The sequence below is a fragment of the Ruegeria pomeroyi DSS-3 genome, assembly GCF_000011965.2.
In the GTDB taxonomy this organism is placed as follows: domain Bacteria; phylum Pseudomonadota; class Alphaproteobacteria; order Rhodobacterales; family Rhodobacteraceae; genus Ruegeria_B; species Ruegeria_B pomeroyi.
In genome coordinates, this window is record NC_003911.12 from 3,999,307 (window position 1) to 4,012,500 (window position 13,194).

A 13,194-nucleotide genomic window follows, 5' to 3' on the forward strand; every position below is an offset into this window, starting at 1 on the left:
AGAAATTGCGCAGGGCATCTGGGGCGACACCTGCCGCCCCAGATGCCCGTCAGATCAGGCCGGATCGACGATGGTGGGCCAGGTCGCGCGGCTGGCCTTGATGGCATCGACAATGCCGTTGCGCTTCTGGCGCTTGATGATCCGCTCCCATTTCGACTGTGCGGCGTCCATCGCCTCGCGGGCGGATTTCTGCCCGGTGATAGCGGCCTGGATTTCCTCGTCCAGCGCATTGTCCAGCGCGGTCTGGCCAGCGAAGTTGATCGACGGGACCGAGCGCGCTATGGTTTGCGGGATCGTCTCCATCGCGTAGGGATGATAGGTCGAGGCGACCAGCGGTTCCTTGAAATTGGCCTGTTGCATCGGATCGAAGTAGCCGCCCGGGTTGCCCGCCATCCAGGTATAGGTACGGGTCGAGCTGAGCCATTGCAGGAACAGATAGACCGCCTCGGGATGCTGCGACTGCGACGAGATCCAGGCCGTGATGTGGTAATACAGAACCGACCGGCGGTTCAGCTGATCACCAAAGCGGCGCCCCACCGGCAGGTGGCTGCCGATCATGCCGGTGGCCTTGGATTTGGGGGTGCCGTCGGCGTTGTAACCGTCACCGAACTTCACCAGGTTGGTGTAGATCGCTGTATGCGGAATTTGCAGGTTCCACATGGTGGCATAGGCCTCGGCCCAGGTGAAGGTCAGCGCATCGGGCGGGCACCATTCAAAGGAGCGCACATGCTCCTCGGCACACTGGATGCCCAGATCGCTGTTCAGGTTCGGGTTCCCATCTTCGTCGAAGAAGTGGTAGTTCGGGAAATCCATCGAGGCGAAACGCGCATAGAAGGTAGCCAGGCCCCAGAACGGGCTCATCAGGTTGCCGTTGCCATACATCGGGCCATTGCCGAAATCCTTGCCGGTGAAGAACTTAGAAATGCGGTCGACCTCTTCCCAGGTGTCGGGCGTCTTCAGCGCGACGCCTGTTTCGGACAAAAAGGCATCCTGCACGCGCGGATCCTCGTACAGCCCTTTCAGGTAGAACCAGGTCTGGAAATCGCCGTCCAGCGAGAAAGAGTAGTAATCACCTGCGTACGTATAAAGAAGCTTTTCCATCTCGGGCGTTGGCGTACCGCGCTCGGGGTCGGCCCAGTCGGGCTGGTACTTGGCCACAAAGTCCGAACAGTTTACCGCCCCCCCCGACGACACCAGATCGCCGGTCGAGTTCCACGGGCCGGTATAGATGTCGAAGGTGCCACCCCCGGTGGTCACATCCTGCATCACCTTCTTGAAGATGTCCTCGGCCGGTGCGCCGACGATGTCGATCTCGATCCCGGTCTCGCGCTCCCAGACTTCCTTCGCGGAAGGCCCACCTTCAGGGAAGGGCTTGGTGATCTGCCCGATGGCGCCATCCGTCAGCAGCATGGAGATTTTCGCGGGCGCATTGCCCGCTGCCTGAAGCGCCTTGATCCCCTCGATCGCCCGGCCCTCGGACATGGTGTTGTTGTACTGGAACCGTTCGGCACCTTCAAAACCGGTCGGCCCGCCCGTCATGCCGGGCGCGTAGTCACTGGCAAAGACCGGCGAAGCGATGAACGACCCGATCCCGCCGAAGCCCGCGGCGGCGGCGGCGGCGGACGAATTTTGCAGGAATGCCCTGCGTGTCGGGTTTGTCATTATTTGCGAACTGTTTTTCATTCTTTCCTCCCTGATCGGCATTCAGATGGTGCCAATCAGAAGAAAGCAACGACCGTGCCAGTCCGGCGAATCCAAACAGGGAAGTCTACTAAAATCTTGTTATTGAGGTATTAAATTCTCAGGAAGATCTTCGATCCCGACCACGCCGTCATTGCTGAGCGCCAGGCACAGCTCGAAGACGTTGATCATTTCACGGATGTTGCCCGGCCAGTCATGGGCCAGCAGCGCCTCTTCCGCGGGCTTGGAAAAGCGCATCACGGATCCTTCTGACACCAGCGCAGCGATCTGCCGGATGACCCAGGGCTTGTCTGTCCTGTCCCGCAGCGCCGGAATACTCAGAACCACGCCGTTCAGCCGGTAATACAGGTCCTGCCGGAACTGCCCCGCATCGACCAGCGACTTGAGCTTGCGGTGAGACGCCGAAATGACCCGGATATCCACCGGAACAGGTTTCGTCGCGCCGACCGGCATCACCTCTTTCTCGGCCAGCACCCGCAACAGGCGCGCCTGAAGAACCAGCGGCATGTCCCCGATCTCGTCCAGGAACAAGGTCCCGCCATTGGCCTGTTCGATCAGCCCCTTCTTGCCCTTGGCATTGGCACCGGTAAAGGAATTGGGCGCATAGCCGAACAATTCGCTTTCGATCAGCGCCTCGGGCAGCGCGGCACAATTGATCGCAACGAAGGGTCCCTTCTTCTTGCGCGAGGCATGGAGCGCCTTGGCGACATATTCCTTGCCCACGCCGGTTTCGCCTTCAAGGATGATGCTGATCTGCTTGTCGACGATCCTGGCGGCCTTCTCGGCAAGGATCTGCATGGACGCATCGCCGCCGTGGATACCCGCAAGCGGCTTTGGCAGGACAGATCGCGCCGGGGCGCGTTCACGCCGCAAGGGCGCCTGCACATCGGCAAAAATGACCTGCCCATCGGACAATTCCAGCGCCTGTTCCCCCGGCGTCTCTGCCGCCAAAAGACAGGGTATATCATTGAAATCAAAATCGAATACTTCTTCGAACGGCTTCCCTACAAAGGACTGGGCACTGAATTTCCGAACGCCTTGCGCCTTGGAGAACAACTGATGCGCGCCATGCGTCAGCCCCGAAATAGTCCCGTCAGAAGCCACCGAAATCGCGCAGCTTGGATCAACCCCCAGGAATTCCGAGGTGCGGTTCAGCCGCAAAATCCAGTCGGATTTGCGCGAATTCATGAGATTGGCCAGTTCGATCCGGCGGACACAGGATTTGACCACCTCCAGCGTCAGGGCCTGAGAATACTTCTCGGTGGGCGACATCAGCAGGGACACGTCAAGCACACCGATCAGCGACCCATCGGAATGATAGATCGGCGCGGCGGTGCAGCTTAAGGGCGTATGCGCCATGTCGAAATGATCGGTCTGGTGGACGACGATCGCTTCTCCTGACGTCAGGCAGGCCCCGACGCCGCAGGTTCCGGCGTTCTGCTCGCTCCACTCCGACCCGATATAAAGACCCGCCCGCTTCAGTTCGCGGTCAACCTTCTCATCGCCGATGAAATCGACCGTCACGCCCTTGGCGTCCGTCAGAAGCAACACATAGCCCATGGAGTTAACCCGCCGGTACAGGTCTTCCATCCCGAAACGGGCGATGGTCATCAGGTCTTCGGCTTCCTGCTGGTGCTGGCGCAGGATGTTCTGGGGCAGAATTCGCGCTTCACCCTTGTGTTCGGGGTCCAGCTTGTAGTCGTTCAGGCAGCGCAGCCAGGACTGGACAACCTCGGGGTCGCGCGTTGTCTGCTTGCCTTCGGCGGCCGAAACGATTTCCTGCACATGGCGTGCAAAAGCGATTGACTGATCCATGACGGCGCCCCTCCCAAAGCGTCGGCTCTGGCACCGGCTTGCGCTGGGGCGCTGCCCGTGACAGGCCCGAAACTACCAATAAACAAAGGGCAAAGCGAGTCATTTACGGTCGTATGACTGGTGCAGACAGGCCGCCGCCGGACACGCAGAAAGCCGGGCAGATAATCCCCCGAACAGGGGGCACCAACGCCCCCGGCACGGCAACAACAAACATGGCTTCCCGCCCGAACACGCGGCAAGGTCATTCCGCGGGACGGCGCCCTCCGACAGCTGCTGGACCTAGGTCGCGGGCAAACCCGACCTTGGTTTCATGTCGTCCTAGGTAAACGCGATGCTGTCGTCAAAGCTGATCAAAGGCATCCAGCGCCTTTGCCGCATAAACGGTGCCCGGCCCCCCCGACATCTCGATGGCAACCGCCAGAACCTCGACCAGCGTGCCGCGCTCGGCCCCGTGGGACTTGGCCTCGTTGACATGGTAAAGGATGCAATCCTCGCATCCCCGGGCGGCGGCGATGGCGACCGCAATCATCTCTTTCATCGCGGTCGAGACCTGGGCCTCGCGCACCGCCGTGTCGCTCAGGGTCTTGAACGCCATCATGGTTTTCTGATCGGCCTTGAACAGACCCATCAGCCGTTTGTTGGCCTGCGCCAACTTCTCTTTTTGTACGCTCATCTGAGAGCCTTTCGGGAAAAGTGGAGGCCCGCCCGGCGGAGAGGAGGCCGGGCGGGCACGGATCGGGTCAGAGATGATGGGAGATCAGCTCATTGACCCGGGAGGCGTTTTCCATCTGGACCATGTGGCCCGCGCCCTCGACAACGGTGACGCTGGCATCGGCGATGGCATTGGCATGGGATTGCGGGATCACCGCGTCATCGGCGCCCCAGATCACCTGGATCGGCCCGTTGAAACCGGCCAGCGCCGCAGCGATCCCGGCGGCTTGCCGGCCGCCTGCGAAAAGGTTGCCCCTGAGCGCCTCGAGGAAGCTTTGAACCCCATCCAGCCGCTTGTATTTCAGCAAGTCATCGACCATCGCGCGGCTGACCAGGCTCTGATCTGCAAACAGGTCCTTCAGCACGGGCTTGAGATCGCGGCGGCTGGCCGCCCCGACAAAGCCGTCGATATAGCCGGCGTTGATCTCATCTCCCAGACCGGCAGAACAGATCAGCGACAGCGAGGCAACCCGGCCGGGATGCTCGATCGCCACCTGCCCCGAGACGAGCCCGCCCATCGAATGGCCGACCAGATGCGCTTTGTCGATGTTCAGATGATCCATCAGTTGCACCACCGCATCGACCATCGTGCCAAGGCCCGGATCATCCACCGTCTTGACCGACTGGCCATGGCCGGGCAGGTCCAGCGCGTGAACCGGCGCCTTTTCGGCCAGCGCGTCGATATTGAACAGCCAGTTGTCCAGATCACCGCCAAAGCCGTGGATCAGGATGACCGGCACGCCTTCGCCTTCGCGCGTGATATAGCGGATACGCCCAACGCCCAGATCGGCGAATTCATGGGCCGGGCCGGTATCTTCCTCTTCTTCGATTTGCGGCATCTCGAAGGCATCGACATAGGCGTCGACCTCGGCATCGCTGACGCTTTCGGGGGCCAGGACACCCAAAAGCGCGCGAACCGGATAGACTTCGCCTGCCTGGCCGACACGCCGCCGCAGGAGACCGCCATCGGCGGCCTCCACGACATTCGCGATCTTGTCGGTTTCGACATCCATGATCTCGTCGCCGGGACTGATCTCGGTGCCTTCCTCGACATGCCAGGCCGCAAGGGTGCCTTCCCGCATGGAAAGGCCCCATTTCGGCATGAGGATCGGCGTAATCAGATCGCTCATCCGCTCAGGCCCCCATGGTCTTGCGGACCGCTGCCGCGATGCGGTCGGGCGACGGGATGTAGAGGTCTTCGAGCGCGGGCGAGAAAGGCACCGGCGCATGCGGCGCGGTGACCATTGCAATCGGCGCTTTCAGGGCCTTGAACGCATCCTGCGCCACGCTGGCCGAGACATCGGTGGCGATCGAACAACGCGGGTTGGCCTCGTCGACGCAGACCAGACGCCCGGTGTTCTCGACGCTTTCGATCACCGTATCCATGTCGATAGGCGACAGGGTGCGCAGGTCGATCACCTCGACGTCGATGCCTTCTTTCTTGAGCGTTTCGGCGGCGGCCAGCGAGTTGGGCACCATCAACCCGTAGGTCACGATGGTCACATCGCTGCCCTCGCGGGCGATATTGGCCTCGCCGAAGGGGATCGCATAGGGCTCTTCCGGCACATCGCATTCCGAGGCGTAAAGGTTCTTGTGCTCAAGGAAGATGACCGGATCGTTGTCGCGGATCGCCTGGATCAGAAGGCCCTTGGTGTCATAGGCGTTCGAGGGGCAGACGACCTTCAGCCCCGGAATATGGGTGAAGATCGGGGTCAGCATCTGGCTGTGCTGGGCCGCCGCGCGGAAGCCCGCGCCACACATGGCCCGGATCACCACCGGCGTTTCCGCCTTGCCGCCGAACATGTAACGGAACTTGGCGGCCTGGTTGTAGATCTGGTCCAGACAGACGCCCATGAAGTCGATGAACATCAGTTCCGCCACGGGGCGCAACCCGCAGGTCGCCGCACCAATCGCCGCGCCGACATAGGCGCTTTCGGACAGGGGCGTGTCGATCATCTGCTTGGGGTGCTTGTGATAAAGCCCCTTGGACACACCCAGAACCCCGCCCCAGGCGTCATCCTCGCCCGCGGCGCCCGCGCCGCCAACGATATCCTCGCCCATCATGATCACGGTCGGGTCGCGGGTCATCTCCTGATCCAGCGCCTCGTTGATCGCGTCTTTCATGCTCAATGTACGTGCCATTTACTCTCTCCTTTCTCGTGTCAGCGCGTGTCAGTAGGACACGTACACATCGGTGGTCAGTTCAGCGGGGGTCGGCAGGGGCGCGGCCTTGGCCTCGCGCACCGCGTCCTCGATCAGAGTCGCGACCTCGGCGTCGATGGCGTCAAGCTCGGCGTTGGTCAGAACGCCAGCCTCGGTCACCTTGGCGCGGAAGATCTTGAGGCAGTCGCGGTTCTTGCGGTTGTCCTCGTTCTCGCCCGGGGCGCGATAGGTCTGCGCATCGCCCTCGAAATGGCCGAAGAAGCGGATCATCTTGCATTCCAGAAGCGTCGGCCCGCCACCTTCGCGGGCACGCTTCACCACCTCGCCCGCCGCCTCGTAAACGGCGAAGAAGTCGGTGCCGTCGACGGTGATGCCCGGCATACCGAAGCCGGTCGCACGGTCGACATAGCTGTCTGACGCCACCGCGTAGTCCACCGAGGTGGATTCCGCGTAGCCGTTGTTCTCCACCACGAAGATCGCGGGCAGGTTCCAGATCGCGGCAAGGTTCATCGATTCCAACACCGTGCCCTGGTTCGAGGCGCCATCGCCGAAGAAGGTGATGCCCACCCCGTCATGCCCCAGCTTCTGCGCCGCGAGCGCGGCACCACAGACAAGCGGCGCCCCGGCGCCGAGGATACCGTTTGCACCCATCATGCCTTTGGACAGATCAGCGATATGCATCGAGCCGCCCTTGCCCGCGCAGGACCCGGTGGACTTGCCATAGATCTCGGCCATCATGCCTTTCACATCCACGCCCTTGGCGATGCAGTGGCCATGCCCGCGGTGGGTCGAGGCGATGCGGTCAAGATCCTTCAGGTGCATCATGATACCGACGCCCGCGGCCTCTTCGCCCGCATAAAGGTGCACAAAGCCGGGGATGTCGCCGCGGCCGAAATCGACATGCAGGCGCTCTTCGAACTCGCGGATCGTCTTCATCCGGCGATAGGCTTCAAGAAGCCCGTCTTTTTCCAGTGGGAACGGGTTGCTCATGTGGTCCTCCCTGTTTGATGAGCGGAACGCAGCGCTTCGGACGCTGCGCGGGTGAGAAGCCCGTGCCGGGCCGCATAGGCCATGCAATCGGGCACGTTGACGGTGCGGAACGCATCGGTCTGAAGACGGATGCTGACGTCGCAGGTTTCACTGAAGGTCAGTTCGCGTTCGCCATCGAGCGCGAACGAACCTGCCGAGACGCTGGGCAGATAGACCGTGTCGGGCAGAACTTTTTCAACGCCGCCGATGCCGACCTCTTCAATCAGGCCGGGCGCGATCGGGGCGACCAGCCGGGTCTTTGCCGTCTCCAGCGGCAAGAGACGCGCGCGCCGGCCCTCAGGTGTCTGCCGGTCAAGCGGTGCCAGAAGCCCGATGATCGACGACATGCCGATCCCGTCGGGCCGCCCGAAGGTGACGAAGAGATCGCGGAAATTCGCGGTCTTCCAGATTGCGCGCGCACCGATGAACCGTTCGGAGACGACGGCAACGTCGACCAAAGCGATCTCGCGCTGGTCGTTGACGCGCACTTCCAGCCGCTTATTGTAGGAATAGGCATGATCGCAGGGCACCTGCCCGGTCACCGCCAGCCCCACCGCCAGACCGGTGATCGTCGGTTCACGCAGCTCCGGAAAGGCGTTGTTCGTGCCGGTGGATACCCCGGCGATGGGTGTGTTACCGCAACGCGAGACGACCACGCGGTTCGTCCCGTCGCCGCCCAGCACCACAATCGCCCCGACACCCTGATCGTGCATCTGCCGTGCCGCCTCGGCGCTGTCGTCCGAGGTGCAGGTGACCGGCATGTCCAGATAGCTGACGCGCGGAAACCGCAGATGCCCCATACGGGCTTCGCGGTCGATGGTGCGCATCAGCTGGGTGCGGATGCCGCCGTTTTCCGGCATGATCACCACCTCTTCGACGCCGGTCGCCATCAGCCCCGTCAGCATCCGCAACACGATGTTCGCGCGGTCATTGATCGGCAGATTGCCCGCATGGCTGACGATCCGCCGGATGTCGCGGGCCGAGACGGGATTGGCGATGATGCCGACTTTGGTCATGGCGACGGTCTCCTTTCCAATCCAACAAGCAACGACCGTGCCAAATCGCGCGATGCGCGGTAGCGACGGTGAGTACTCGGTCGAACGCGCGAACGGGCGGCATCCGATCCCGGGCCGCCCGTCATTTCTGGAAGCTACAATTTGATGTGGGGTTATTCCGTCAGGCAGATGTCGGATCGGGTCAGGAATCGTCGGCCCGAGCCATTCTCAAGCGAGAACATCCCGCCAATTCCCTTGATCGCGTCAATGGTCAGTTCAGTGTGTTTCCAGCGCCCGTGCTGATCGGCGTTCTTGTGGAACGGCACGCCGTCGATGTCACTGACCAGAACATCTTGGTCGCCGATCAGGTCGTCGCCCTGCTGGAACAGTATCGGCGTCGACCTCGCCGATCGTGCCTACCTCGGCGCGGATGCAGCCGTTAAATCGCGGCCGTATTTCGGCTCTGCGAAGGTGCCGTTGATAAAGTTGCCGTAGCGCGACTTGAACGGGAATTCGACCCCAAGATGGGCATGTCAAGTGCATCACTGCGGGCTTGGGCATTCACGTTCTTGATTTCCTCCTGAGTCATGGCAATTGACTGCAAGCAACGACAATGCCAAACTTGGAGCGGTGATTTCATGCCGACAGCTCAGGACCAGACGTGCCGCAGTTTCAACGTCAGATCCAAACCCAGGCGCAGAAACTGGCCCTGACCCAGGCCATGCGCGCGTCACTGTCACTCCTGTCGATGGATGCGGACGAAGCCGCAGAAGCGATCCGGCGCGAGCAAAGCCGCAACAGCTTTCTGCGTACAGTTCCCCCGCCCCTGCCCGGCGGCGGCGGCGCGGCGGATCAGCCTGAAATTGCGCATATGGAAAGCGGTACCGAAGATCTGTTGCGGCAGGTCGCTCTGATCCGCATGACGACGAGGCAGAACCAGCTGGCGCAGGATCTGGTGCACAGCCTCGACGAGCGCGGCTTTTTGCCCGACAGCCCCGAAGAGACCGCCAGTTACCTCCAGTGCAGCCCGGCAGAGCTTAGCGCGCTTGTACCGATCCTGCAGGACGCCGTAGAGCCCGCAGGCGTGTTTGCGTGGTCACTGGCCGACAGCTTCCGACTTCAATTGCAGGCCAAGAACCGCTTTGACCCGCTGATTGAAAGATTGCTGTGTCGGCTTGACCTGATCGCGCGTCAGGACATTGATGGCATCTGCAAAGCTTGCGATGTCGACCGCGAGGACGCCATCGAAATGCTTGAAGATATCCGGTCGCTCAATCCCAGTCCTCTTTTCCGCCAATCCCACCCGATTCAGGCATCTGGCGAACCGGAACTGATCATCAAGACTGCTCCTGACGGCACCTGCACAGCTTCGCTGAACGAAGCCGCCCTGCCCCGGCTTTTGACGGATGACGCACTATTTTCATCCACCATGGCTGCCGAAACCGATGCCCATGCCCAAAGCTATTACCGTGATTGCTATCGCGGGGCCGCAAATATGGTACGGGCAATGCAAAAACGCGCCAATACGCTGCTGTCTGCGGGCCAGACCATCGCAGACCGCCAGCACAAGTTTATCAGGTCTGGTCGCCTCCGGGACAAGCAGCCGCTGACCATGACGCTGATCGCGCAGGAAGCCGGACTAAACAAGAGCACGATCAGTCGCGCCCTTTCCAACTGCAGAATTCGCCTGGATTCCGGCATTTTTCCCGCAGAGCATTTCCTGGCACGTCCTCTGAGCGACGATACCCCTGACCGGACCCGCGACCAGGTCCTGCAAAGGCTGCGCCTCCTCATTGAAACAGAGAACCCGCGAAGCCCCATGTCGGACCAAGTACTCGCCAGGCAACTTGGCAAGGCCAGGCTGTCGATCTCTCGGCGTACTGTCGCAAAGTATCGGCAGTTTCTTCAGATCCCCGGAGCATATGAACGCAAAAGGAATACGTGACTGAAATTGCTTCCTCGTCAACTGATGCTCTGACAGCCAATCGGCATTGGCCTATGATGTGTTTAGGATACAAGCCATGCTGACAAATGGCCGAGCCAGAGGCAGACCGAGGTTTTGTCGTTGAGTCCAAACAGGCTTAGGCCCAGAAGCGACATCCAGAACATACCTCTTGAGGTTGCTAATGCAGCCCGCTTGACCTGCCACGAAAGCCCGCAGACTTGGAGGCGCGGAGGGTTCGGTTGGTACCTGTGAAGCGACAAATGCGAACAGTAGTTTTTTAGACTGCTACGAACCAGCTATCATCCATTGCTCGTCCTCGGTTGACACCCAGGGATCCCGAAGAAGCAATCTCTGCCAGTGTGCCAATGCCCGTGACGCAGTCAGAAATCGAGCGATCAAAAGTTGCACACGGCGCCGCGCAACTATTTTTGATCACGTCAATATCGTTGCGATCCATCACCAGAACGACGCGGATTGGACGCTATTCTACGCCGTCGCAGTTGGTTGCGGGGTGATTTGCACCTAGGGGGCTAAGTCATTGATATTGCATGGCCTGAATGAACACCGATATCTCGCCGTCCGCCAAGGCGCTGACATTGATATGTTTTCTTGAGGGGTTTGGTTGCGGGAGCAGGATTTGAACCTGCGACCTTCAGGTTATGAGCCTGACGAGCTACCTGGCTGCTCCATCCCGCGCCGGTTGTTTTTTGATCGTTGTAGAGAGATGAGTATTTATTAGGTTTGGCGGTGACCTACTCTCCCGGGGCTTGAGCCCGAGTACCATTGGCGCGGAGGCACTTAACTTCCGGGTTCGGGAAGGGACCGGGTGTATTGCGCTCGCTATGACCACCAAACCGAATAAATACTCACTGTCCGCCTTGCGGACAGTGAGGGTGGCAGGCAGCGTTTTCCGGAGGAAAGCGCGTTGCCACCCGTATTGTCCGGGCGGGAGTATCAATCGGGTGTTGTCCAAGTCGAGTTGGTGCTTTTGGTTCTTGATTTGGCCTGGCGCGCGGAGCGCTACTTGAGGCCATTTGATCAGTCTTTCTGTTACTGGATCGGATCAAGCCTATCGGGCGATTAGTACCGGTCAACTGAACGCATTGCTGCGCTTACATCTCCGGCCTATTGACGTGGTGGTCTTCCACGGCCCTCAGGGATACCTTGTTTTGAGGGGGGCTTCCCGCTTAGATGCCTTCAGCGGTTATCCTGTCCGATCATAGCTACCCTGCACTGCTGCTGGCGCAACAACAGGTCCACCAGTGGATCGTTCACCCCGGTCCTCTCGTACTAGGGGCAACTCCTCTCAAGTATCCTACACCCACGGCAGATAGGGACCGAACTGTCTCACGACGTTCTAAACCCAGCTCACGTACCTCTTTAAACGGCGAACAGCCGTACCCTTGGGACCTGCTCCAGCCCCAGGATGAGATGAGCCGACATCGAGGTGCCAAACACTGCCGTCGATATGGACTCTTGGGCAGTATCAGCCTGTTATCCCCGGCGTACCTTTTATCCGTTGAGCGATGGCCCTTCCACTCGGGACCACCGGATCACTATGGCCGACTTTCGTCTCTGCTCGACTTGTCAGTCTTGCAGTCAGGCTGGCTTCTGCCATTGCACTCAACGAGCGATTTCCGACCGCTCTGAGCCAACCTTCGCGCGCCTCCGTTACGCTTTAGGAGGCGACCGCCCCAGTCAAACTACCCGCCACGCAGGGTCCCGGATCCGGATAACGGACCGCGGTTAGACATCAAGAGTGCGAAGGGTGGTATCTCAAGGTTGGCTCCACGGGAACTGGCGTTCCTGCTTCAAAGCCTACCACCTATCCTGCACATCACAATCCTGATGCCAGTGCGAAGCTGTAGTAAAGGTGCACGGGGTCTTTCCGTCTAACCGCGGGAAGCCTGCATCTTGACAGGCAATTCAATTTCGCTGAGTCGATGTTGGAGACAGCGGGGAAGTCGTTACGCCATTCGTGCAGGTCGGAACTTACCCGACAAGGAATTTCGCTACCTTAGGACCGTTATAGTTACGGCCGCCGTTTACCTGGGCTTCAATTCGGAGCTTGCACCCCTCCTTTTAACCTTCAGGCACCGGGCAGGCGTCAGACCCTATACGTCGTCTTGCGACTTCGCAGAGCCCTGTGTTTTTAATAAACAGTCGCCACCCCCTGGTTTGTGCCCCCGGATCCAAGTTGCCTTGAACCCGGGCCTCCTTCTCGCGAACTTACGGAGGTATTTTGCCGAGTTCCTTCAACATCGTTCTCTCAAGCGCCTTGGTATTCTCTACCAGTCCACCTGTGTCGGTTTAGGGTACGGTCTGATGGAGGGCTATTTCCAGGGACCACTCAGCAGCCCAGCCAATCCGATAAGGCTGAACTACATCCGTGATCCGTCACATCCTCCTGGCCTAGGAATATTAACCTAGTTCCCATCGCCTACGCCTTTCGGCCTCGGCTTAGGGGCCGGCTTACCCTGCTCAGATTAGCTTTAAGCAGGAACCCTTGGACTTTCGGCGAGAGTGTCTCTCACACTCTTTGTCGCTACTCATGTCATCATTCTCGCTAGTGATCTCTCCACCGGATGGCTCACGCCCCGGCTTCATCGAAAGCCTCGCGTCTCCGACGCTCATTTTTGATGCCCTACCGCTTCGCTACTTGAGGGCAGTTGCCTGCACCCACTCAGCGATTGGTCGAGATCAAATGAGCTAAAGAGACATGAGACTATGTCACACTACGCTCCGCTACCATGCCTTACGGCATCCTCAGCTTCGGCTCATGGCTTGAGCCCCGTTACATCTTCGCCGCAGGACGTCTTGATTAGACCAGTGAGC

At 60.1% G+C, this 13,194-nt stretch carries 9 protein-coding genes, 1 tRNA gene and 2 rRNA genes (1 of these 12 only partly in view); 1 reads left to right on the forward strand and 11 read right to left on the reverse strand.

Annotation, left to right across the window (positions count from 1 at the left end):
* Positions 1–54 precede the first annotated feature (54 nt).
* The 8 genes from SPO_RS19220 to SPO_RS22635 all read right to left on the reverse strand — a co-directional run bounded on the left by SPO_RS19220 (position 55) and on the right by SPO_RS22635 (position 8,806).
* Positions 55–1,662: an ABC transporter substrate-binding protein gene (locus SPO_RS19220; protein WP_051420408.1), complete on the reverse strand. Its 1,608-nt coding sequence runs from the start codon at positions 1,660–1,662 to the stop codon at positions 55–57.
* Between the two features lie 120 nt (positions 1,663–1,782).
* On the reverse strand, positions 1,783–3,516 hold the full coding sequence (locus SPO_RS19225; RefSeq protein WP_011049466.1) for a sigma-54-dependent Fis family transcriptional regulator: 1,734 nt from the start codon (positions 3,514–3,516) through the stop codon (positions 1,783–1,785).
* Positions 3,517–3,856: 340 nt separating this feature from the next.
* Positions 3,857–4,189 carry a carboxymuconolactone decarboxylase family protein gene (locus SPO_RS19230; RefSeq protein ID WP_011049467.1) on the reverse strand — a complete coding sequence of 111 codons (333 nt, stop codon included), beginning with the start codon at positions 4,187–4,189 and terminating at the stop codon, positions 3,857–3,859.
* A 67-nt stretch (positions 4,190–4,256) separates the two neighbouring features.
* The gene (locus SPO_RS19235; RefSeq protein WP_011049468.1) at positions 4,257–5,357 is read right to left on the reverse strand and encodes an acetoin dehydrogenase dihydrolipoyllysine-residue acetyltransferase subunit; all 1,101 of its coding nucleotides are present in this window, start codon (positions 5,355–5,357) and stop codon (positions 4,257–4,259) included.
* A gap of 4 nt (positions 5,358–5,361) precedes the next feature.
* Positions 5,362–6,369: an alpha-ketoacid dehydrogenase subunit beta gene (locus tag SPO_RS19240; RefSeq protein WP_011049469.1), complete on the reverse strand. Its 1,008-nt coding sequence runs from the start codon at positions 6,367–6,369 to the stop codon at positions 5,362–5,364.
* A 30-nt stretch (positions 6,370–6,399) separates the two neighbouring features.
* Positions 6,400–7,380, reverse strand: coding sequence for a thiamine pyrophosphate-dependent dehydrogenase E1 component subunit alpha (locus SPO_RS19245; protein WP_011049470.1), 981 nt, complete (start codon positions 7,378–7,380; stop codon positions 6,400–6,402).
* Positions 7,377–8,435, reverse strand: a complete 1,059-nt coding sequence (locus tag SPO_RS19250; protein WP_011049471.1) for an ATP-NAD kinase family protein — start codon at positions 8,433–8,435, stop codon at positions 7,377–7,379. Before SPO_RS19250 ends, SPO_RS19245 begins: the two co-directional genes overlap by 4 nt.
* Positions 8,436–8,587: 152 nt before the next feature.
* A complete protein-coding gene (locus SPO_RS22635) occupies positions 8,588–8,806 on the reverse strand; it encodes a DUF779 domain-containing protein (RefSeq protein WP_084791025.1) in 219 nt (72 codons plus the stop codon).
* Positions 8,807–9,075: 269 nt separating this feature from the next.
* On the opposite strand from SPO_RS22635, the gene SPO_RS19255 reads away from it, so the two are divergent.
* Positions 9,076–10,359, forward strand: a complete 1,284-nt coding sequence (locus SPO_RS19255) for an RNA polymerase factor sigma-54 (RefSeq protein WP_011049473.1) — start codon at positions 9,076–9,078, stop codon at positions 10,357–10,359.
* 619 nt (positions 10,360–10,978) lie between these two features.
* Here SPO_RS19255 and SPO_RS19260 read toward each other — a convergent pair.
* From SPO_RS19260 to SPO_RS19270, 3 genes are all read right to left on the reverse strand, one after another.
* Positions 10,979–11,055: transfer RNA gene (locus SPO_RS19260), tRNA-Met, on the reverse strand.
* Positions 11,056–11,098: 43 nt separating this feature from the next.
* Positions 11,099–11,213, reverse strand: a 5S ribosomal RNA gene (gene rrf, locus SPO_RS19265).
* 205 nt (positions 11,214–11,418) lie between these two features.
* Positions 11,419–13,194: ribosomal RNA gene (locus SPO_RS19270) — 23S ribosomal RNA — on the reverse strand (it continues 1,120 nt past the right edge of the window).

Bases quoted from the DNA above. Each gene is read 5' to 3' on its own strand.
- SPO_RS19245 (WP_011049470.1), bottom strand. From the start codon at position 7,380: ATGAGCAACCCGTTCCCACTGGAAAAAGACGGGCTTCTTGAAGCCTAT.
- SPO_RS19240 (WP_011049469.1), bottom strand. From the start codon at position 6,369: ATGGCACGTACATTGAGCATGAAAGACGCGATCAACGAGGCGCTGGAT.
- SPO_RS19230 (WP_011049467.1), bottom strand. From the start codon at position 4,189: ATGAGCGTACAAAAAGAGAAGTTGGCGCAGGCCAACAAACGGCTGATG.
- SPO_RS19225 (WP_011049466.1), bottom strand. From the start codon at position 3,516: ATGGATCAGTCAATCGCTTTTGCACGCCATGTGCAGGAAATCGTTTCG.
- SPO_RS19235 (WP_011049468.1), bottom strand. From the start codon at position 5,357: ATGAGCGATCTGATTACGCCGATCCTCATGCCGAAATGGGGCCTTTCC.
- SPO_RS19250 (WP_011049471.1), bottom strand. From the start codon at position 8,435: ATGACCAAAGTCGGCATCATCGCCAATCCCGTCTCGGCCCGCGACATC.
- SPO_RS19220 (WP_051420408.1), bottom strand. From the start codon at position 1,662: ATGACAAACCCGACACGCAGGGCATTCCTGCAAAATTCGTCCGCCGCC.